The sequence below is a fragment of the Brevibacillus sp. NPDC003359 genome, assembly GCF_042878995.1.
Lineage (GTDB): Bacteria > Bacillota > Bacilli > Brevibacillales > Brevibacillaceae > Brevibacillus.
Genome location: NZ_JBIAOR010000010.1, coordinates 143,630 through 164,075 on the forward strand (window position 1 = coordinate 143,630; position 20,446 = coordinate 164,075).

At 47.4% G+C, this 20,446-nt stretch carries 20 protein-coding genes, 1 riboswitch and 2 other annotated features; of the genes, 15 read left to right on the top strand and 5 right to left on the bottom strand.

The features are described from left to right. Positions 1–51: 51 nt before the first annotated feature. From ACFYU8_RS21705 to ACFYU8_RS21715, 3 genes are all read left to right on the top strand, one after another. Entirely contained in the window at positions 52–624 is a 573-nt protein-coding gene (locus ACFYU8_RS21705; RefSeq protein ID WP_390303332.1) for a hypothetical protein, read from the top strand. A gap of 94 nt (positions 625–718) precedes the next feature. After that, on the top strand, positions 719–1,282 hold the full coding sequence (locus ACFYU8_RS21710) for a biotin transporter BioY (RefSeq protein WP_390303329.1): 564 nt from the start codon (positions 719–721) through the stop codon (positions 1,280–1,282). Between the two features lie 110 nt (positions 1,283–1,392). After that, positions 1,393–2,733 carry a cytochrome P450 gene (locus tag ACFYU8_RS21715; protein WP_390303327.1) on the top strand — a complete coding sequence of 447 codons (1,341 nt, stop codon included), beginning with the start codon at positions 1,393–1,395 and terminating at the stop codon, positions 2,731–2,733. A 189-nt stretch (positions 2,734–2,922) separates the two neighbouring features. Here the strand turns inward: ACFYU8_RS21715 and ACFYU8_RS21720 are convergent, their stop codons facing one another. The 3 genes from ACFYU8_RS21720 to ACFYU8_RS21730 form a co-directional block, all read right to left on the bottom strand. Further along, on the bottom strand, positions 2,923–4,311 hold the full coding sequence (locus tag ACFYU8_RS21720; RefSeq protein ID WP_390303325.1) for a sensor histidine kinase: 1,389 nt from the start codon (positions 4,309–4,311) through the stop codon (positions 2,923–2,925). Beyond that, a complete protein-coding gene (locus ACFYU8_RS21725) occupies positions 4,312–5,031 on the bottom strand; it encodes a response regulator transcription factor (RefSeq protein ID WP_007721564.1) in 720 nt (239 codons plus the stop codon). 214 nt (positions 5,032–5,245) lie between these two features. Next, positions 5,246–5,767 carry a C40 family peptidase gene (locus ACFYU8_RS21730; RefSeq protein WP_390303322.1) on the bottom strand — a complete coding sequence of 174 codons (522 nt, stop codon included), beginning with the start codon at positions 5,765–5,767 and terminating at the stop codon, positions 5,246–5,248. A 4-nt stretch (positions 5,768–5,771) separates the two neighbouring features. Then, positions 5,772–5,911: riboswitch (cyclic di-AMP (ydaO/yuaA leader) on the bottom strand. A gap of 319 nt (positions 5,912–6,230) precedes the next feature. Between ACFYU8_RS21730 and ACFYU8_RS21735 the strand changes: the two genes are divergently transcribed. The 7 genes from ACFYU8_RS21735 to prpE all read left to right on the top strand — a co-directional run bounded on the left by ACFYU8_RS21735 (position 6,231) and on the right by prpE (position 11,788). Continuing rightward, positions 6,231–6,635 (top strand): LiaF transmembrane domain-containing protein, encoded by a 405-nt coding sequence (locus ACFYU8_RS21735; protein ID WP_144617545.1) that lies wholly within the window; start codon positions 6,231–6,233, stop codon positions 6,633–6,635. A gap of 64 nt (positions 6,636–6,699) precedes the next feature. Next, positions 6,700–7,395 (top strand): PspA/IM30 family protein, encoded by a 696-nt coding sequence (locus tag ACFYU8_RS21740; protein ID WP_390303319.1) that lies wholly within the window; start codon positions 6,700–6,702, stop codon positions 7,393–7,395. Between the two features lie 94 nt (positions 7,396–7,489). Next, complete coding sequence (locus ACFYU8_RS21745; RefSeq protein ID WP_390303316.1) at positions 7,490–8,068, top strand: class I SAM-dependent methyltransferase; 579 nt, start codon at positions 7,490–7,492, stop codon at positions 8,066–8,068. Positions 8,069–8,082: 14 nt separating this feature from the next. Next, complete coding sequence (liaF, locus tag ACFYU8_RS21750) at positions 8,083–8,973, top strand: cell wall-active antibiotics response protein LiaF (protein ID WP_390303313.1); 891 nt, start codon at positions 8,083–8,085, stop codon at positions 8,971–8,973. Positions 8,974–8,986: 13 nt separating this feature from the next. Further along, positions 8,987–10,135: a HAMP domain-containing sensor histidine kinase gene (locus ACFYU8_RS21755; protein ID WP_390303310.1), complete on the top strand. Its 1,149-nt coding sequence runs from the start codon at positions 8,987–8,989 to the stop codon at positions 10,133–10,135. Between the two features lie 6 nt (positions 10,136–10,141). Continuing rightward, on the top strand, positions 10,142–10,771 hold the full coding sequence (locus ACFYU8_RS21760) for a response regulator (protein WP_137030613.1): 630 nt from the start codon (positions 10,142–10,144) through the stop codon (positions 10,769–10,771). 192 nt (positions 10,772–10,963) lie between these two features. Then, positions 10,964–11,788: a bis(5'-nucleosyl)-tetraphosphatase PrpE gene (prpE, locus tag ACFYU8_RS21765; protein WP_390303305.1), complete on the top strand. Its 825-nt coding sequence runs from the start codon at positions 10,964–10,966 to the stop codon at positions 11,786–11,788. Positions 11,789–11,797: 9 nt separating this feature from the next. Here prpE and ACFYU8_RS21770 read toward each other — a convergent pair whose 3' ends face one another. Then, entirely contained in the window at positions 11,798–12,586 is a 789-nt protein-coding gene (locus ACFYU8_RS21770; RefSeq protein WP_390303301.1) for an N-acetylmuramoyl-L-alanine amidase family protein, read from the bottom strand. A 161-nt stretch (positions 12,587–12,747) separates the two neighbouring features. Between ACFYU8_RS21770 and ACFYU8_RS21775 the strand changes: the two genes are divergently transcribed. Continuing rightward, positions 12,748–12,978 carry a YneF family protein gene (locus ACFYU8_RS21775; protein ID WP_390303298.1) on the top strand — a complete coding sequence of 77 codons (231 nt, stop codon included), beginning with the start codon at positions 12,748–12,750 and terminating at the stop codon, positions 12,976–12,978. 21 nt (positions 12,979–12,999) lie between these two features. Beyond that, positions 13,000–13,179: a hypothetical protein gene (locus ACFYU8_RS21780; protein ID WP_106838356.1), complete on the top strand. Its 180-nt coding sequence runs from the start codon at positions 13,000–13,002 to the stop codon at positions 13,177–13,179. A gap of 53 nt (positions 13,180–13,232) precedes the next feature. Here the strand turns inward: ACFYU8_RS21780 and ACFYU8_RS21785 are convergent, their stop codons facing one another. Beyond that, positions 13,233–14,111 (bottom strand): LysR family transcriptional regulator, encoded by an 879-nt coding sequence (locus tag ACFYU8_RS21785; RefSeq protein WP_390303295.1) that lies wholly within the window; start codon positions 14,109–14,111, stop codon positions 13,233–13,235. Between the two features lie 148 nt (positions 14,112–14,259). On the opposite strand from ACFYU8_RS21785, the gene ACFYU8_RS21790 reads away from it, so the two are divergent. The 3 genes from ACFYU8_RS21790 to ACFYU8_RS21800 all read left to right on the top strand — a co-directional run bounded on the left by ACFYU8_RS21790 (position 14,260) and on the right by ACFYU8_RS21800 (position 20,287). Continuing rightward, complete coding sequence (locus tag ACFYU8_RS21790; RefSeq protein ID WP_390303292.1) at positions 14,260–15,627, top strand: MFS transporter; 1,368 nt, start codon at positions 14,260–14,262, stop codon at positions 15,625–15,627. Positions 15,628–15,708: 81 nt separating this feature from the next. Further along, positions 15,709–15,977 (top strand) — a binding site (T-box leader). Positions 15,978–16,020: 43 nt separating this feature from the next. Beyond that, positions 16,021–16,257: a binding site (T-box leader), on the top strand. A gap of 61 nt (positions 16,258–16,318) precedes the next feature. Beyond that, on the top strand, positions 16,319–17,863 hold the full coding sequence (locus ACFYU8_RS21795; protein ID WP_390303289.1) for a 2-isopropylmalate synthase: 1,545 nt from the start codon (positions 16,319–16,321) through the stop codon (positions 17,861–17,863). A gap of 1,203 nt (positions 17,864–19,066) precedes the next feature. Further along, positions 19,067–20,287, top strand: a complete 1,221-nt coding sequence (locus ACFYU8_RS21800) for an RICIN domain-containing protein (protein ID WP_106838360.1) — start codon at positions 19,067–19,069, stop codon at positions 20,285–20,287. Positions 20,288–20,446 lie beyond the last annotated feature (159 nt).

Genomic DNA, 20,446 nt, shown 5'->3' on the forward strand with positions numbered 1-20,446 from the left:
ATATACTGTAAATAGAAAGGGCCCGATTGCGTGGGAAAAGGAGGGCGCGAGATGTTTCATCCGCTTGTTTTTGACAATATCAGGGTTGTGTTGGAAGGCGCAGTATACGACCGAGACTTCGAAGGGGCAATCACGATTACGAACCGTTCGGATGCCATGGATATGGCTACATTCCATCGACTATTTCAGATCGAGTTCAAGTTGGCTGATCAACTTGATCATACTGCTGCTGTCCGTGCTGAGATGCAGCTTCGTACCCAGTTAGCTGATATTGCAGCCGAGCAGCTAGAACAACCGTTGACAGATCATATCGGATGTACGATTTGCATCCAGTTTTACTTGCAGATGGAAAATTACACAGATGTGCCCGCAGACGCGAGAGAAATCACATCGATTCTCAATGACATATGGGGGCAGCGTCCATATATTACACAGAAAGTATCAGCTAAGCTAGAGGAGCATCGAATTGAGTGGCCGCCGAAGCAAATAACCAACCAGGTGACGCTGGACTTTCATCGAAAAATTGATGAAGGCAACATCGATGACCTGAACGAATTAATCGATCATACGGTTCAGTCACTACAAAAGCTGCAGCTATACATGGATCAACAAGCAATAAGGTAAGCGAACAGAACGGGGATTTACAAAAGGGCAGATGCGTATTATTATTTTGTTAACCTTATATTATTTTTAGTTAACAAAACGGAGGTTAGTACGCATGAGAAACGAACGCTTGAGATGGCTGTTGCTCTCTGCCATCTTTGCTGCAATGACAGCGGTATTGTCGCAGGTGACGATTCCCTTGCCGATGATTCCGATTACTGCGCAGACGCTAGCAGTAGGACTGACAGCGACCATTTTGGGAAGGCGATACGGGACACTGGCTTTGGTTATTTACGTTTTGCTCGGTGCAGTCGGGTTGCCTGTGTTCAGCGAGGCAAAAGGCGGATTGCAAATATTGGTTGGCAAATCCGGCGGGTACATATTTGGGTTTATTGCAACCGCTTATGTGACCGGACTTTACTTGGAGAAAACAAGATTCAACCTGAAAAATGCCATCATCGCTAATATCATTGGCATGTTTGTCGCACTCGCTTTTGGTATGGTACAGCTCAAATACGTCATGGACATTCCATGGGATAAAGCTGTCGCTTTTGGTGTAACGCCTTTCCTCGTTGTAGGGGTTATCAAAGCAGTTTTGGCGTCTCTAATTGGCATCAAGGTACGCGAGCGACTGATTGTTTCTCGTCTGTTGCGCGCAGATCAACCTGTTACACGATAATCAAAATGATTTCGTAAGCCATCCGAAGTTCGGGTGGCTTTTTTTCGCATAATCTCCTTATCGTGCCGGATACTATCGGTAGGATTTTGCATGTAAAAAGGAGGAGACGCATGAATATCACGATCACCGGTCCAAAAGGCCTTCCGATCTCAGGAAACTTGATGGCATTTCGCCGCTCGCCGCTTCAGTTCATCCGCGAGGCAGTAGAAGAACATGGGGAAGTCGTCCATTTTCGCTTTGGTCCTTCCCGTCATGTTTACTTGTTAACGAATCCGGATCACATCAAAGAGATCTTGGTCAACAAGCAAGCGCATTTTCGTAAAGGGAAAGCATTACAATCTGCGCGACCTGTCGTTGGGGATGGAATTCTCACTAGTGAGGGAAAAAAGCATCTGCGACAACGGAGGCTTATGCAGCCAGCTTTTCATCGAGAACGTATCGCCAGCTACGGAGAGGTGATGGTCCGGCAAGCAGTTGATCTCATGTCGGATTGGAAAACCGGAGAGCTGCGCGATATTCACTCGGACATGATGAAAGTAACCCTTGCGATCATTACGGAGACCATGTTCGGCAAAACGGTCAAGGAAGGTGCCGATCAAATTGGACATGCCATCGATGTCGGGTTGAAATACGTGGCGAACAAAGGCTCCTCTTTTATCGACATTCCTTTATCCGTACCTACCAAGAGCAATCGGGAGTTCCTAGAGTCGAGTGAGCTGTTGGATAAAACGATCTACTCCTTGATCGAGGCTCGTCGTAATAGCGAAGGAGAAGAGCACAAGGACTTGCTAGAGATGCTACTGGCTGCACGTGATGAAGATGATGGGCAAGGAATGACAGACGAGCAGGTGCGCGACGAGGTCATGACCATCTTTGTAGCTGGTCATGAGACGACTGCGAATACCATGTCGTGGATTTTTTATTTACTGGCTACTTATCCCGAGGTGGAAAAAAAGCTGCATGACGAGCTGTCAACGGTGTTGTGTGAAAAGCTGCCCACAGTCGAGGATCTTTCCCAGCTGAAGTATACGAATCTCATTGTACAGGAAACGCTGAGGCTCTATCCGGCAGCCTGGACGATTAATCGGGAAGTGGTAGAAGAGGTTGAGATCGGCGGTCACACGTACAAGCCTGGTGAAACACTGATGATGAGCCAATATGTCATGCACCGTAACCCACGCTATTATGAGCAGCCTGAACAATTCATTCCAGAGCGCTTTGACAGCGATCTCTTAAAAAGAAATCCAGCATATGCTTATTTCCCGTTTGGCGGCGGTCCACGTGTCTGTATCGGGAATAACTTTGCTTTGATGGAGGCAGCTTTGCTATTGGCGACGATCGCGCAGCGATATCGACTGCGACTGGCTGATCCGAATCAGGCAGTGGAGCCCGAGCCGCTGGTCACTTTGCGTCCCAAGAATGGATTGCCGATGCGACTAGAAAAGAGATAGAAAAAAATGGAAATTGAGGACAAAAAAAGAGGCATCTTATCAATACGGTTTCGCCGATTGTGTCAGATACCGAACTGGGGGTTATTTATCACTGAAAGCAACATGCTTACAAAAATTATTTTACTAGTAAAATATAAAGAAATAATTAACTGAGAATAAATCTATATAAAAAAAGGTAGCTTTTTCAAGCTACCCTTGGTGGAAGAAGGGGATGGTGAAGGAGAAACTGCTTCCCATTCCCAATTCACTGTTTACCATCAAATCTCCGCCATGAAGACGGACGATGCTCTTGCAAATCGTTAAGCCTAAGCCTGTACCGCCACTGTTGCGATTCCGTGATTTTTCCGCCCGATAAAACTTGGTGAAAATCTTCGGCAAGTCTTCCGAGGAGATTCCTTCTCCTTTGTCGATCACAGTAAAAAGGACATGTCCTTCTCGCTGATCACAAGTAAGGTAAATGGAGCCATCCGGTTTGTTGTAGTGAATGGCGTTGTTCAACAAGTTTTCCATGACTCGGCGCAGCTTGGTCTCATCCGCTTCGATGTGCAGTTCATTGGAGATACGCAGCTTCCAGTGAAAGGTGAAGCCTGCCTCTTTGATTCTTGGCAAATAGTCCTCAATGATTCCTCTCAAGAAGCTTTTGACATGAATACGGTTAATATTGAGTCGGACTTCGGAGCTCTGGGTGGTGAAGTCCTGTAACTCATCCAGAAGCTTTTCCAAGTCAGTCGTTTTTATCTCGATTTTACTCATCTGTTTCTGTATTTTGGTCATATCCGACACACGACCGGAGCCGATATAGGACGCATACCCTTTGATCGTGGTGAGAGGTGTGCGGAAGTCGTGGGCGATCGAAGCAATCATTTCAGCCTGTCTTTCTTCCGCTAATCGAAGCTCGTCCACCATATCCCCGAAATACCGAAAAAGTTGTCCAAACTCATCATGCGAGCGATACGTAAATGTCACCAGCCGTTTCCCTTCCTGGATTTCTTGGGTGACGCGCGATAATTCGTTCACGGGCCGCAATATCCAGCGAACAAACAAAGCGAGCAGGACCAATCCCACCAGACTAATGCTTCCGTAAATAAACCAAAGCATCATGGAAACCCCTGTGGTAGCCATCATGTCGTAATCATCTGTGTAGAAATAAACAACGATCTCCCCTGTACGAGGTGGCTCCTGCTGAAAATGGTACTCAGCTACCACTTTGAGGTCATTTTGCTTGGCAGATTCGCCGCGGTTTGATGGGGAGGAAGAAGGCATTTTCAAATTATAGGCGCGTGACGTTTTGCTGTAGATGGTGTTTCCGTGGGCATCCTTTACGAGCATGCGGTACATCACGTCGTCTGGCAACTGCTTATCAAGCTCCAAGCGTTCTACCGGGTCCTTGAAATTACTGACGAGAAGCAGTTGATTGAGCATGACCTTCTCTGCGGCTTCCTTCTCAGCCTGGTACTGATTATGGCGATCATTTTTGAGTTGACCGACAATAATGTCTTGAAAAACAAATTTGAACAACAAGATGTTGAGTGTGATCAAGGCAATGAAGGAGAGAAAAATTTTATTACGTAAGCTCATTTAAAGCTTCTCCCCGATAAATACGTAGCCTGTCCCCCATTGTGTTTTAATGAACTGACGCTCTGTTTCCAACTTTTCACGAAGGTTTTTGATATGGACGGTCACTGTATTGAGCGAGCCATAACCATATCCCCAGACACGGTCATAGATTTGCTCTCTTGTAAAGACAATGCCTGCATTTTCTGCGAGGAATGTGAGCAGTTGAAATTCTTTCGTAGAGAGCTCGATCTTTTGATTGCATACATAAACGGAGTACGTTTCTTTATGAATTTCCAGGTCCTTGAATTTCAAAACGGTAATCGGAGAAGAGGCTGTTTCCTTCTCAGGCTGTTCTTCGGTATGTTTGCGAATGCGCTCATAGCGGCGCAAGTGGGCACGAATACGAGCGAGCAGTTCTTCTGTATCAAAAGGCTTCGTGATGTAGTCATCTGCGCCGATTTCGAAGCCGACTACCTTATCTACCGCTTTTCCTTTTGCACTGAGAAACAATATAGGCAAATCCCACTCACGGCGAATCTGCGAACAGAGCTCGTAGCCACTCATGTTGGGCATCATAATATCCAAAAGGATCAGGTTAGGACGCTCTCCTTGACTGAGCAAAGAGAGTGCATCTTCTCCGCTCTCCGCGGAGGAAACGGTGAAGCCCTCGTTCTCCAAAATGTCTTCTAGCAGTTCAATAATCTCCAGATTGTCATCGACAATTAAAATGTGATCTTTCACCGGAACAACCCCCAGTTACTTCTATTAATAAGGAATACCATTCAAAGAATGGGTCTTGTCTATCATAACATGGTTTGACCAGATCAGGGGAAGAAACCCCGTAAGTTATTAAGATGTTCTAATATGTAAGGGTACCTCTTTAGACCAGGTACTAAATTTCGTCAGAAAAAGCCAGAGACGTTGTGTCCCTGGCTTTTATTATTTTGCCGAACGACTATTTTTGAGCTGGTTTTTCCGGCAACGATGCAGCTTGCACCGCTTTTTCTTTTTTCGGAATTTCTGCTTTCGCTAGAACAGGAACGCCGAGACGCTTGGCGCCTACATAACGCTTGCTCCAGTAGTATGGATCGTTCAACTTGGTGTTGACGACTCCATGACCAGATTCCGAGTGCACGAATGTGCCGTCTCCAATGTAGATACCCACGTGAGAAATGCTGCGACCGTTCGTATTGAAGAACACGAGATCGCCTGGCTGCAAATCTTTTCTGGCTACCTCTGTACCTAATTCGTACTGGGAAGCAGAATTGTGAGGTAGGTCTACACCTAACGCATCAAATACGTAGCGCGTGAAACCGGAGCAGTCAAAGCCCTTTTTGGACGTGCCGGAAGATTTGTAAGGGGTACCGTACAAGTCGCTGACTACTTCACCCAGAGAATTCTCCTCAGCAGCATGTGCAGCGCCTGCCCCCATAGCAAGCAATCCAGCCATAAATAAAGATAAAACCACCTTGCGCAAAAGAAACTGCTCCTTTCGTGAGCCTACGAGGTTAGCTGAAGGGTTCGGTCGAAAGGACGCCCTAGGCTGCTAGGAGTAGCAACCATTCACCCCAAAAACGTGGTTCCCCCGTTTCCGCCAAGCGGAATTAGGCTATTTTTCGATGTTTTTTTACACGCACTCTTACGAAGATTCTACGCCAGTCCTTTTTTTCCTTCTTTTTCATCTGTTCGTTCACATATTCGTCACAAAAATACCGTCAAATGCTGTAACGTTTTCATTCGACAGTGCAAGATTTCTTTCGACGTGAGCTTGTGCTGCCTTGTGGGACAGCTCGTCCGATTAGGGCAGGAAATTGTCTCCGTCCAAGGACGGAGGGAAAAACCAACCGCACGCCCGTTATGGGAAGCCTATACCGAGGGCTACAATAAGGGCATAACGTTCCACAAGCACCACATGCAAAACGAATGGAGGTAAGCGAGAAATGAGCGAACGGTCTGGCAAAGTTCTACTCGGGCTGGTTCTGCTGCTAGTCGGTGGGTTGGTTCTTCTGGATCTGGTGGGGATCGATATCGGTGATTTGCTCGGGTTCATCATTCCCGGCGTGATCATGATATACGGTGCCAAAAAGATCATGGGACAAACCGGTTCACGCTTTTGGGGAATCCTAGTCTTCCTATTCGGGTTCCTGATGTTGATTGGCAAGCTTGACCTACTGTTTCACGCGCTTCTGGCCATTGGGGTGATTTATCTGGGATATCGCTTACTGCGTCCCAGTCCAGAACCCAAACAAGCGCCACCTACTTGGGAGCGTGAATGGGCCCAAAAAGTATTAAAGGAAGATACGCTGGACGCTTGGGAGAGAGATGTAAGAAGACGCCCACAATAACGCCTATGTCGCAAGAGTCTTTTGGATGAACAATATGATGTGATATGATGAGGAGGAAAAAATAATGAGTATCTTTAAACGCTTGCGTGACCTGACAGTAGCTTCGGTGAATGATGCATTGGATTCGATGGAAGATCCGGTAGTGATGCTGAATCAATATATGCGTGACATGGAAGTAGAAATCGGACAAGTTGAAGTAGCGGTTGCCCGTCAGGTTGCACTGGAAAAGAAATTCCGCCAGCAATTGGATGAAGCCAATGCTCTGATCGGAAAACGAGATCGTCAAGTCAAGCTCGCATTGACTGAGGGAGAAGACGAGTTGGCTCGTCGAGCACTCGCTGACAAGAAGCAGTACGAAGGCCGTGCAGCGGAATATGAAACTCTCTACCTGTCGGCATCCGAGGCAGCTACACAAATGCGCGAGAAGCTGGCAGAGCTGAAGGAAGAGTTCTATAAAATGCGTGCGAAAAAGTTCACACTGATGGCACGTGCACAAGTAGCTCGGACACAAAAGCAAGTCAATCAAGCAGTTGTCGGTATTGGCAATCAGTCCGCAGGCCGTGGCTTCGTCCGCATGGAAGAAAAAGTCATGCGCATGGAAGCAGAAGCGCAAATGAGTGGACAATGGCGCCAAACGAACCGCGCTTGGGAGAACGCTTTGTCTGATCTGGAAAAGGATGATCTTGATGCAGAGCTTGCCAGCATCAAAGCATCGATTAATGAAGCAAAAACACCAGTAGCCAAACCAGTACAATCCTGATTCGACAGGAACTGGGGGACTAGGTGTAGAATAGATTGTGTCAATTCGGCAGCCTGTGTACATCAGGCTGCTTTTCCCCTAGGAGGTACGATTCTTGCAAGACTTCTTGGTCTTTTTGCGACGGTTTATCGCTGAGCCTGGACGCGTCGGTAGTATCATCCCCAGCTCTCGTTTTTTATGTGAGCAAATGTTGAAAAGCGTCGATTGGGCTTCGACCGATGTGATCTTGGAGCTGGGACCTGGTACAGGGGCATTTACCCAAACGATCTATCAGCGTCTGCGTCCCGGCACACAGTACGTGCTTGTGGAACGAGATTCCCAATTTCGCTCTATGCTTCAATCACGTTTTCCCGATCTTCCTATCAGGGAGGAAGCGACTAAACTTAGGTCTTACTTGGAGGAGCAGAACCTTTCAGGTGCAGATGCCATTATCTCAGGTCTGCCATTCGCCAATTTTCCTCAAGAGCAGCGGGCAGCTATTCTGGATGAAGTTCAATCTGTACTGAAGCCAGGGGGCCTATTTATTACATTCCAATATTCGCTACAACTCCAAGCTGAGTTGCAGGAACGTTTTCTCCGGGTCGAGACTGACTTTACCCTGCTGAACATTCCGCCTGCATTCATCTATACATGTCGTAATGGTCAAAGTGAAAACGATCGGCATGGGGCGTGAGAGAGGAGACTTTTGTGAAACTGTCCCGTTTGCACAAAATGTTGGCTGGTATCCTGATTATTTTTACGGGAATCGGCCTTTTGTTAGACAGTTTGGGTATCATTTCGTTCGGTCTGTTTGATCTGTGGCCGATGGTGCTTATTTATTTCGGCCTTCGTTTGTGGGGGCAGAAAAATCGGATTGGCGGAGGAATTCTATTTTCTCTGGGGGCTATCATCGCGATGGATATGTGGTTTCGCGTCGGGATTGATGATTTGTTCCAGGTGGCAGTGCCAATCGTGTTTATTTATTTTGGGTTTCAGTTGATTCGGGGCAAGAACAGCCGACGAGATCACCGTGTGAATCAACCATTGGGCGATAGAGGGACTCCATCTACTGTTGAGACGATTTTGACAAGTGATGCGAGTGCTCCGAGTGACGTGAAGGTTTCAACAGAGGAACGTCCTTGGATAGACAGCTGGAACAAATGGAAGCATGTAGGTGGCAAAATTCCTCATCACGAAGGAATGTCTTCATCACCTGACGACATGTTGCCAAAAGATTCCCGCAGTTCTCTGATCGGAGACTATCACCTGACCTCGGGCCGTTTTGAACTGAATCACTTGCATGTCTGGCATGGAATCGGGGATGTTGTGATTGATCTTTCCCGGGCAGTGTTGATGCGGGATGAAGCAGTTCTTGTCGTAGAAGGCTGGGTAGGTGATGTGACGATTTATGTGCCTGTCGATCTACCCATATCGGTAACGGCAGGATTGAGTATTGGTGACCTGGAGGTGCTAAGCCACCGTCAGGGAGGTATCAATCGCAGTGTTAAGCTTCGTTCTGATCAGTATGATGAAGCATTACAAAAAGTAAACTTGCATATCTCGCTGCTTGTCGGCGATATAAAAGTCAAGTACATCTAGGAGGTACTGGCGGATGCGTCGACAGCGATTGGCAAGTATTCAGTGGCAATACGTGCGCTATGGCATGTTACTGGCCGTCAGTGCAGTTACTGCCGCGTTTATTTGTTTCTTTTGGCTATACTTTTTATGGAGAGATCACCCCGGGATTCATCGGTGGTACAACGATATGATCAGCGACCGCAACTTCGTGTGGTGGCTTGAACAATATATAGGCATCAATCTGCCTGCAGATCCAGAGGGCTTGATTCAGCTTGCTGCTTTTGTTGTCTCTTTGCCCGCAGGTGTCCTAGTGGCATTGATCATTTCCTATATCATCGGCAATTTGTTGAAAAAGCGACTCAATGTGCTGTGGGAAGCTGCCATGAAGCTTGGGCGCGGGATGCTGTCGTATCGGGTTCCCGAATTGGGCGTCGATGAAGTCGGCGAGTTAGGATGGCAGATCAATCGCTTGGCTTCGCAATGGGAAGAGCAAGTGGCATCCTTGCAGCGGCTGTCGAACCACAATGCGGCTCTAGCAGAACAATTGAAGCATGCAGCGGTAACAGAGGAGCGACAGAGATTGGCGAGAGAACTGCATGACGCTGTCAGCCAGCAGCTGTTCGCCATCGCCATGACGACTGCGGCGATGAAGCGGCTTGTAGAAAAAAATCCACAGCGTGCAGCACAACAGATTGAATTGGTCGAAGAGATGGCAGCGGCTGCACAAGCGGAGATGAGGGCATTGCTCTTGCATCTTCGTCCGGCTACGTTACAAAACAAGTCATTGAAGGAAGCCATTCTGGAACTTTTAGATGAGCTGACGCGTAAAAATACCATGCAGCTGACTTGGGAGATCGAAGACGTCGAAGGTTTGTTGAGTGGAATCGAGGATCATTTGTTCCGCATTTTGCAGGAGTCCTTGTCCAATACATTGCGGCATGCCAGAGCTAGTCAGATTACAGTGAAGCTGTTTACGCTGCAAGAGCAGGTTCGCCTGCGGGTAACGGATGACGGTGTTGGTTTTGATCCGGATGGGGAAAAATTGACGTCCTACGGTTTGCGCAGTATGCAAGAGCGCGTAGCAGAGGTCGGAGGCTCCATGGAGATTTACTCGGCGATCGGGAAGGGGACGCAAATTGAGGTGCGTATTCCGCTAATGTCACAGACGGAACGGGAAGGGTGAGGCTCAGTGATTCGGGTACTACTGGTTGATGATCACGAAATGGTTCGGATGGGTCTGGCTGCTTATTTGTCTACAGAGGACGATATTGAAGTCGTAGCAGAGGCAGGCAGTGGGGAAGAAGGGGTGCGGATGACGCAAGAGTTGCGCCCGGATGTCGTTCTGATGGATTTAGTTATGGAGGGCATCGGCGGTGTAGAAGCGACTCGGCGTATTCGTGAAACCTGTCCATCCAGTAAGGTTATTGTCTTGACCAGCTTTATTGATGACGAAAAGGTATATCCGGTCATTGAAGCGGGGGCATTCAGCTACCTGCTGAAGACTTCGCGTGCAGCGGAGATTGCAAAGGCAATCCGCTCTGCGGCGGCAGGTGAGCCAGTTTTGGAATCGAGGGTAGCCGGAAAAATCATGGCCCGGTTCCGTCACGGTCAAGAGTCCCATCCCCATGAGCAACTGACGCCGCGTGAGTTGGAGGTTTTGAAGCTGATCGGTCAGGGCAAGTCCAACCAGGAGATTGCAGATGAGCTGATTATCGGGATCAAAACAGTCAAGACACATGTCAGCAATATTCTTGCCAAGCTGAACGTGGAGGATCGCACGCAAGCAGCCATTTACGTGCACACGCATAGCTTAGGATAATTACAGAGCATTATGTATAGGTAAACGCGCCAAAAAGCTCCTCGGTAAACAGGGGCTCTTTCGCGCGTTTACTTGTTTAAACAGTTTTCTTGCGCGCAAACCGTGAGTTTTTTTCGCAGATGTGGTAAAGATAGTAAGTAACTATTCATAGACGACTTTTTGAAAACCTTTTAACGAAAGGAGGGACGGGCTATGAGGCACAAACCTCAAACACGCTCCAAGGTGCTTTCGGCTGACAATGGTGTGGATATCATTGGTGATGTTCACGGCTGTTACAATGAATTTATGGAATTGATCCAACGCTTGGGATATGAACAAACCCGAGACGGTACATATCGCCATCCCCACGGCCGAAAGCTCCTTTCCCTCGGTGATATCACGAGTCGTGGACCTTACTCAATCAAAATGCTGCAATTTTTTCACCATCATGTCACGGCAGGCCTGGCTGAGATGGTGGATAGTAACCATGGTTGGAAAGTAGCCCGTTGGTTAGATGGAAGACCAGTGACATTGGCTCACGGAGATGAAAAGGTAGAAGAGGAGATACGGCTTTATCAGCAAGAATACGGACCGAAGAAGGCCTCCTTGCTGAGAGAGCAGAGCCGTAGATTGTTATTTTCCTCGCCTTCGCACATGATCATCAAACGGAATGAAAAAATAGTAGCGGTCGCCGTTCATGCGGGGATTCGCGATGATTACATAGGAATGGATTCGCCTGCGGTCTACACGTTTTGCCGATATGGCGATGTGGCAGGGACGGGACCAGATGGGCGCCCGATCCGCAAAGAATGGGCAAAAGAACGAAAAGTGACTTCGCCCATAATCGTTTGGGGACATGATCCACATCCAGAACCAAAACGAAAAAATGGCACCATCAACATCGACCAAGGATGTGTGTTCGGCGGAATGCTAACCGCCTACCGCTACCCAGAGGACGAATTGGTGAGTGTGCCAGCAAAAAGAAATTATTCGGGCTTAACGGATACCCCACTGACCCGTTTTAAGGCAGACGATTAAATTGGGAAGTTACGTTTTGAGCTTTTCGAATAAACGCTTCAGGATGACAGCTTGTGCCCAGAGCGGCAGAGGCTGATCAGGCTGCTGACGCCATTGTTCGTCGGTTAATAGGCCTTGATCATACAGCCAATTGACGGCTTCCTGCTTCCAGTCAGGCACATTCCCTCCTCCGTTTCCAGGAGAAGTGGTGGGCGCAAGAGTCGGTGCTGCAGTAGGTTTTGGTGTAGTAGTAGGAGTCGTGGGGGGCTGGTAGGGAAGTTTAGCGTACGTACAAAATGCCCGGACAACGCCTTCCGCAAGATCTCGCCAATCCTGTTGCAGTTTATTTGCGTCCAAAGCATTGTCAGCAAAACCATACTCGACGATTACCGTCTCCACACTGCCAGTCTCCCGGTGCATGAAGTAGTAATCGAGCCGCGGATTATCTGGCAGTGTCCGCGTAAAAATGCGTCGACTCGGCATCCCTTCCGCTGTCAGAGTATCCTGGATCAATTGGGGAAAGGTTGGGGAGCCATAAATCGAGTAAATGACCTCGGAGCCTCGGCCGCCACCTGAGTTAATATGGTTCGATATACAATAGCGAGCACCGCTGTTTCGAACCAGAGCAGTTCGAGCCTCACTTGTCAGAGTCACATCGGTTGTCCGTGTAATAGCGACAGGAATATTTAGAGCCAAAAAGCGATTATATTGATAGAGCGATATTTGCAAATTCATATCTTTCTCGGTAAACTGCGTGTTGTTTCCTCCGCCTGGATCGCTGCCACCGTGTCCAGCGTCCAGAATCACAATTGGAGTCATAGTTGTTTCACCTCTTGCTATTAGAATATGCTTGAGACAAAGAGATTGTTGAGGGCAGTGTTCTCATTTTCCAAGTTTTCTAATCACAATTTACAGAAGATAGCCCAACTATGGTACAATAAAAGAGCTCATAATTACGTATAGAGGATGGTAATGTATTGATGGCTTGGTACAACTGGGTAATTCCAATTGTCACATTGTTAATTGGTCTCGCTGGTGGATTTTATGGAGGGACTTATTTCTTGAAAAAACAAATGTCCAACATGCAAATGGACGATAAGCAGCTTCAAGCCATGGCCCGTTCAATGGGGATGAATCTTAACCAAAAGCAGCTCAAACAGATGAGCCGTACGATGAAAAACATGAAAGTGCCAAATAAATTCGGGAAGTAGCGTGAAAGGGAGTGTCGTTTGATGGGGGCGACCCGGCTGCGCTACACGATGATCGGTTTTATTGGCGGGGTGTTTATCGTGTATTTGAAAGACCTGCCTCTTGCTGAAGGAATTCGGTTTGCGGCCCCTTTTTACGGAGCGGGGATTGGACTGCTCATTGACGGCATTATTTTACGTTTGAAACAAAGAAAGCAAGAGTAGGGGAAGAGCCTGGCGAGTTGATGCCAGGCTTTTTTCTGTTGGAAAGGGGCTTATTATTCAAGAGACTCAGCAAAATACTCGACGATAAAATCACAGAACTTGCGTGCTGCCAGGGAGAGATATCTTTTTTCGTGCCGAATCATTTGGAAATGTCGCTGGCAGATCGGGTGCTCGATCGGAAGCATGACAAGGTGAGGATCTTCCTCTCGATTGATACAGCCGTAGAGGGCGATGCCGAGACCCGCGCGGACCAGCTTTTGGATAGAGCCGGGATCATCTACCCGACAAGCGAATTTGGGGGTAATTCCTGCTTTTTGAAAGAACTGATCGTACAGCATTTGGATGGGGAAATCTTCCTTGTAGCCGATAAATGACTCTTCACTCAACTCGCTTAGTCGAATACTAGTTTGCTTGGCTAAGTGATGTGTGCGGGGGACAGCTACATGAATATCTTCTTTCAGTACGGGCGTGGTCAAAATATCCGGCAGCTTGATCGGCAAATGAGTGAAGCAAATGTCCACTTCTCCTGACTCCAAGAGGGTTGCCATTTCTTCGATGCTGGCTTGGGTGATCTGGAAATGTACATCGGGATGAAGTGCGAGAAACTTGCCCAACGGTTCTGATAACAAATCCAACGTCGACGTCGCCAAATGAATACGACCATGCTCCATTCCAGCCAGATCCAACACGACTTTCTGACCTTCCTCTAACAGGTTCAGTGCTTTATCTACACGCTCCAGATACGCCTTCCCAAAAGTATTCAGCCGAATACGTCCTCGCTCGCGGTCAAATAACGGAACCCCGACATCTTCTTCCAACCGAGCAATGGTCTTGCTGAGAGCAGGCTGGGCAATCCGCAGTTCTTGTGCGGCTTTCGTCATATGCTGCCACTTGGCAACTGTTCGGAAATAGTGCAATTGCAACAATTCCATTCGATCCAACTCCATATACTCAGGTATATCAACTGCATATAAAAAGATATATTTTCGTTTATTTTAAAATTATTATAAACTACAACTAGCAAGTCAAACAATCACCTTCCCGGGAAGAAATCGGTGATAACGAGAGGTGTCTTCCTATATGCAAACCGATCCACAACAACAATCTGCTGAAAAAGTTCTTCGCGTACTCGTGTTTACCCTCATGATTACGGTGATGAGTGCTACGATGTTCAATATCGTGTTGCCGCAAATCAGGACGGAATTTGATTTATCCTTTAGCCAAGTAAGCTGGGTAACGTCCGCTTTTTTGTTAATCTATGCGGTTGGAACCGTGATGTACGGAAAGCTGGCAGATTCCTACAAGCTCAAACATTTGCTTACCTTCGGATTGATTCTGTTTGCCATCGGCTCCCTTATCGGTTTTTTCGCCCATAATTATGGCATGGTGCTCTTCGGGAGGATGGTCCAGGCGGCAGGAGCCGCAGTTGTTCCGGCAACGTCTTCGATTATTCCGGTGCGTTATTTTCCACCAGAGAGAAGGGGGCGAGCGCTAGGGATCTCGATGACAGGAATGGCGATCGGCAGTGCACTAGGTCCCGTTCTTTCCTCTTTGCTGGTCAGTCTGCTCGATTGGCGATGGCTGTTCTGTATGCCGTTGTTCACGCTCATCGCCGTGCCTTATTTCCGCAAGTATTTGGAGGAGGAGGAGCGCGAAACCGTCAAAATGGACTGGATCGGCGGTGGGCTTCTTGCAGTAACGATAGCGTTGCTTCTGCTAGCTATTACGAATCAAAGCTTACTGCTCGCAGCGGGATGCATCATCGCATTCCTGTTGTTCTTGGTAAGAATTCGGACGGCAGCAGAACCTTTTATTCGCCCAGGCTTATTCCGGAGCAAACGCTACTCGCTCGGTCTGCTCATTGCCTTTTTGATGATAGGGAGTGGCTATTCGTTCGCTTTCCTTAGTCCGCAGTTGTTGGCCAATGTGAATCATCTGGCACCGGGGCTGATTGGCTTTGTCATGGTACCAGGAGCAATTGTGACCGCGTTTTTGGGGAAAAAGGCCGGGATTCTTGCAGATAAGAAAGGGAATTCTTATTTATTCTACACAGCGTCTGTGCTTCTATTGAGCAGCTTTGTCCTCTTCTCTTCCTTTGCGGGAGTGTCTCCGTTCCTCATTGCCGTTTTTCTGATTTTTGGCAACGTCGGGCTATCGTTTATGATGATTTCGATGTCAAACGCGATCTCGCAGTCGCTACCAAGAGAACAGATCGGCGTCGGCATGGGACTGTTGGCAATGTTGAACTTTATTGCAGGTGCACTTGCAGCTACCTTGTACGGAAAAACGATTGATGGAGGAGCTGCTGTGAGCTGGAATCTGCTCAATAGCTATCCAGGAGCGTCTGTCTATAGCAATATTTACTCTGCTTTAGTGCTCGTGATACTGGGTCTCGCCTGCCTTTATTACAGACAATTCGGCCGCAGTTCGGTGAGAGGGATAAATTGATTGGTTTGTTAAAATTATTTTTATTGCCAGCCTCCATTGACAACCAGATATAAACCGAATAAAATTTCAAACAATAATAACAATAACGCGAAGAACGGGAACAGTAAGTGGTCTGATCTGTTTAGAGAGCTGCGGGATGGTGCAACGCAGTCGGAGAAGCCAGTGAAGCTCGCCCGGGAGCGGCAGGACTGAACAAGATGTAGCGCTGCATCGAGCAGTAAGTTCTGACGGTTAACCTCCGTGATCGGGTTGTGCTGATCGACTAGGATCAGTACATGAGGTGGACTTCTAGCGAGCAGCTGGGGTCAACGAGAGTGGTACCGCGATAGACAAGGTCTGTCGTCTCTTCGATAGAGGCGGCAGGCCTTTTTGATTTTTAAAAAACGACATACAACAAACGCGAAGAACGGGAGCTAGTAAAGCGAATTTCTTGTCCAGAGAGCTGCGGGTAGGTGCGACGCAGTCAGGAAATGCTCGAATCTCACCCGGGAGCGGCAAGGTTGAAAGCGTACAGAGTAGACCTTGACGGATCGTCCCACGTAATCGGGACAGCGAGGTGGATTCTCTTTTGAAAAAAGAGGGGATCAACGAGAGTGGTACCGCGGCAGCCAAAAGCCTGTCGTCTCTTGTATATAGAGACGTCGGGCTTTTTTTCATGAACAGATGATTAAAAAATGAGGAGGCAATACCCATGACTAAAAGAATCCATATTTTTGATACGACACTGCGTGACGGAGAGCAAGCGCCAGGAGCGTCTCTATCGCCTGAGCAAAAAATCGTCATTGCGAAGCATTTGGCAGATCTCGGCGTGGATGTCATTGAACCGGGCTTCCCAATCTCAAGCCCCGGTGACTTCATGGCGGTGCAACGTATTTCGCAAGAGGTGCACGGCGTAGAGATCTGTGGCTTTGCTCGTGCGGTGAAAGAGGACATCGATTCTGCCGTTCGAGCTACACAAGCAGCAGAGCGGCGCAGACTCCACATGTTCCTGTCATCCTCCAGCATTCATCTGGATTTCCAACTCCGCAAGTCGAGAGAGCAGGTGATTAAGATCGCCCGCGAGATGATTGCGTACGGCAAACAGTTTGTAGACCGGATCGAATTTTCGCCGATGGATGCGACACGTACGGGAGATGAATTCCTGTTTGAGATGATCGAGGCAGCGATCGAAGAAGGAGCAACTATTATCAACATCCCCGATACAGTAGGGTACGCACTTCCAGAAGAGTATGGGGCAATGTTCACTCGTGTCATGAAAAACGTCCGTGGCAGCGACAAGGTAGAGTTCAGTGCACACTGCCACAATGATCTGGGACTCGCGGTTGCAAACAGTTTGGCTGCGATTCGTGCTGGAGTCACCCAAGTCGAGGTAACGGTCAATGGGGTCGGTGAGCGAGCAGGGAACTGCTCCTTGGAAGAGCTGGTGATGGCAATCGAGACGCGCAAAGAAGCACTGGATGCCGAGACTGGCATCAGACCAGAGCACATTTACACCACTTCCCAAAAGGTGAGTCGTGCCATGAGCTTCCCGATTGCTTTCAACAAACCAATTGTCGGTCGCAATGCCTTTCAGCACGAAGCGGGTATCCATCAAGACGGTCTCTTAAAAGAGCGCAGCACGTACGAAATTATGGACCCGGAGAGTTTGGGCGTACCTCGCAACATGATCATTCTCGGAAAGCATTCCGGCCGCCATGCCATCAAGCACCGCGTAAATGAATTCGGGGTACAGCTGACCGATGAGCAGATGGAGACACTGTACGTCCAATTTAAAGAGATGGCTGACAAGCAAAAAGTTGTCCAGGATCATCAGTTGCTTGAGCTGGTAGGACATACTGTAAATGCTGTACTGGAGCCATTCAAACTTGTAAATGCTCAAGTGCTCACCGGCACATCCGGGCATCGAATGGCTTCCTGCACGATTACAAACCATGTGACGGGAGAACAACAAGCTTACTCTGGCACCGGAGAAGGACCTGTTGAGGCATTGGTGGCGGGCATCAAGCAAGCACTTCCGTTCGACGTGGAGTTTACGGATATGGAGCTGTATTCGTTGTCGTCGGGAGAGCATGCGACAGGCGAAGCGATCGTGACGGTCAGCGCCAACGGAAGTCACTTCAAAGGAGTTGCCGAACATCGGGATGTGCTGATGGCGGTAGCTCAAGCATTCATGGCGGCAAGCAATCAGGCGGTGCGTGATCATCAGGCCAAAGCTGTTACAGCGGGGGCTAACTAGGCCTCACCTGTTACGCCAAAATGAAAAAGTCAGACTGTAAATGTGAGCAGGCTGACTTTTCTATCAGAATCTGTAGTGGGGAGAAGGATATTTCCAGTCTAGGCTCCAGGCTCCGTCCTGCTGGGGGCTAAGACTGCCCGCTGCGAAGTGATTAGCGGGGAAACGCAAAAGTGATAGACGGAGCATTGCTTTATTTGCCTACTATCGGTATTTTTAGTTCCTTTCCGGTTGTTTATCCTGAGTCCTATCCCTATTAGAACGGAAGTTAAACCATGGAACCTGTAGTTGCCTACACTACAGAATCAAATGGTATCCAGATTGAAAAAATAAATGAGCATTGTTGTACTAATTCATGTAACTTAGGCAATCCAGGTGGAGGCGGCCCCGCACAAACACGAAGAATTTGCAAGTAGCTGACGGTATTCGAAACTAGGGACTTAGGTCAAGAGCTTTGAACTATGAATAATACATTTTAATGATGTCTGACGACACAATCATGATTCTATAAATAAACTCACAAACCCTTGATAATAAAGGGTTTTTATTTATTAGAGATCAAGTTTTTGTCGTTCTAAATTATACCATAACAGCGAAAACGCCTCCGCTGGACAGCGATATAAGTCAACTTTTGATATTCATCATTTTACTGTCTAAGAAGATAGCAATTCTTCAGTCTGTACTAACGTTTCTTAAACAAGAGGGGATGACGGAAAAACGGTATTTTTAATCAATGTTGGATTTTATTTACAATATCTGCATAATAAAAAGTATCAAAAAGATTGGAGGGGATAGATGGACTGGCAGACGAGGATAAGTTGAACATATTTTGAAAATTTATGGGGGGTTGTGCAGACATAAGAAAAAACAGAGTAACTGTTTTATCTACTGCGATAGTTTTATTTTATTCTCGGGTTCTGTGTATGTAGGGTGGATTTAGCCATGTTTGACTTTTCAAGCTCGAAGTAAAAAACTTAACACTCAGAAGAAAATCAAAACTTGCGGGTAACCGTCGAGGGAATGATGTGGATATCTAAATTGCTATCATACGATCATATCCACAGAATGGGATAGGCGTTCCAAACTCTATTCCCGATGCCGGCTTATCTAGAGATCACCTGATATCAAGAGATTCGATGATTAAAATCTTGAAATTGAGTAAGTTTTTGGGAGTAATCATTTCTGTGTAATGGGAGGTTATATGATATGACGAATATCATCCGTGAAAACGACATCAAGAAGAAGCGTTTGATGAGGATGCTTTCAGCAGTGATGACATTGCTAGTTTGTATGAGCGTGTTATGGAATGGAACTGCTGCCAACGCCACCACGCAGCCGACGGTGCCGGACAGCATGCAGCCGATGGAGTTGGGGCCTTTAATGATTCAAACTAGTTATAATCTTTATCTCGACATATGGAGAGGTGAAGTAGGAGATGGAAATAAACTAACTTTATGGCAGAATAGCGGCGGAGACAATCAGAAATGGAAATTAGCTGTAGCTTCGGATGGGACGTTTCAGATTAAGTCCGTCTTGAATCCAGCTTATTGTGTTGACTACGTTTGGTGGTATGATGCTTCGCAAGCTAAGAATAGAAAAGTCACAGCTATTAAGTTTTGTTCGGGCACTGCTAACTCGCAGAAGTTCTTCATCCAACCTACCGGTAATTCTGTCCCAGGTGAATGGGACAAATTTGTTATTCGCAGTGTCGAAGCAGACACGGACTGCTTGGATGTCAAAGGTGGGAATTTTTCTAACGGGGAATGGGCGTTGATATATGGTTGCCACAATCCTGTTACAGAAAACCAAAGATGGTTACTTGTTCCTACGGGAGGTCTGGGAGACATATCGTCTACCTTAAGGAGACTTGCCGATTTCCGCGCATTGAAAATGTATGACGATTCGTCACCGCGAGTCCCTTCAATAACCTATACAAGCTCTACTACACCCCAGACCATACTTTCTCCATTCAAGCCTGTATCTGACATGACTTGGAATGGCACTACCTCGACAACCGATTATACGATTAACTGGTCGACTGCGTTGACAAGTCAATCCACTTTTGGAGTTTCGCAATCGACTAAAATTACGCTAGGGACAGGCAAGGATTCCCCGGTCAACTTCCAAATTGAACAGACAGTAGGGACGAACTGGTCATGGATGTCCTCGACTCAGACATCAACTGGTGGTAGTTATAAAATGACTATCAAACCAAGCACCGGCGGTTGGATGATCCGCAGTCAGCTTGTTAATCAAATTACCGGAAAGTTTACCATCAGTAACGACTTGGGAACTACCTGGACTACTGAAGAGATGACTTCTACGATTCCTCTCACCGATGGTGCGAACAACCAATCGAGTGTTCTGGTAGCGTGCACCACCGACAGCACTGATTCCAAATGCCAAAATAACAGGCCACCATTATAATATATCAACCGAAAGCAGGAGTTTATGAGTTCAAAGGAACTCCTGCTTTCATTTGTATAGACCAGCTTCACTGTCTTCAGAAATTTTAACAGAAGGCAGAATACGAGTTAATGATTCATGAGCAATGGAGAGCTATGCTGAGAAAGCCTAAGAGACGGG

What these genes read in the sequence shown, in the direction of transcription:
- ACFYU8_RS21705 (WP_390303332.1), top strand. Translation starts at nt 52, where the DNA reads ATGTTTCATCCGCTTGTTTTTGACAATATCAGGGTTGTGTTGGAAGGC.
- ACFYU8_RS21710 (WP_390303329.1), top strand. Translation starts at nt 719, where the DNA reads ATGAGAAACGAACGCTTGAGATGGCTGTTGCTCTCTGCCATCTTTGCT.
- ACFYU8_RS21715 (WP_390303327.1), top strand. Translation starts at nt 1,393, where the DNA reads ATGAATATCACGATCACCGGTCCAAAAGGCCTTCCGATCTCAGGAAAC.
- ACFYU8_RS21720 (WP_390303325.1), bottom strand. Translation starts at nt 4,311, where the DNA reads ATGAGCTTACGTAATAAAATTTTTCTCTCCTTCATTGCCTTGATCACA.
- ACFYU8_RS21735 (WP_144617545.1), top strand. Translation starts at nt 6,231, where the DNA reads ATGAGCGAACGGTCTGGCAAAGTTCTACTCGGGCTGGTTCTGCTGCTA.
- ACFYU8_RS21740 (WP_390303319.1), top strand. Translation starts at nt 6,700, where the DNA reads ATGAGTATCTTTAAACGCTTGCGTGACCTGACAGTAGCTTCGGTGAAT.
- ACFYU8_RS21755 (WP_390303310.1), top strand. Translation starts at nt 8,987, where the DNA reads ATGCGTCGACAGCGATTGGCAAGTATTCAGTGGCAATACGTGCGCTAT.
- prpE (WP_390303305.1), top strand. Translation starts at nt 10,964, where the DNA reads ATGAGGCACAAACCTCAAACACGCTCCAAGGTGCTTTCGGCTGACAAT.
- ACFYU8_RS21770 (WP_390303301.1), bottom strand. Translation starts at nt 12,586, where the DNA reads ATGACTCCAATTGTGATTCTGGACGCTGGACACGGTGGCAGCGATCCA.
- ACFYU8_RS21775 (WP_390303298.1), top strand. Translation starts at nt 12,748, where the DNA reads ATGGCTTGGTACAACTGGGTAATTCCAATTGTCACATTGTTAATTGGT.
- ACFYU8_RS21780 (WP_106838356.1), top strand. Translation starts at nt 13,000, where the DNA reads ATGGGGGCGACCCGGCTGCGCTACACGATGATCGGTTTTATTGGCGGG.
- ACFYU8_RS21785 (WP_390303295.1), bottom strand. Translation starts at nt 14,111, where the DNA reads ATGGAATTGTTGCAATTGCACTATTTCCGAACAGTTGCCAAGTGGCAG.
- ACFYU8_RS21790 (WP_390303292.1), top strand. Translation starts at nt 14,260, where the DNA reads ATGCAAACCGATCCACAACAACAATCTGCTGAAAAAGTTCTTCGCGTA.
- ACFYU8_RS21795 (WP_390303289.1), top strand. Translation starts at nt 16,319, where the DNA reads ATGACTAAAAGAATCCATATTTTTGATACGACACTGCGTGACGGAGAG.
- ACFYU8_RS21800 (WP_106838360.1), top strand. Translation starts at nt 19,067, where the DNA reads ATGACGAATATCATCCGTGAAAACGACATCAAGAAGAAGCGTTTGATG.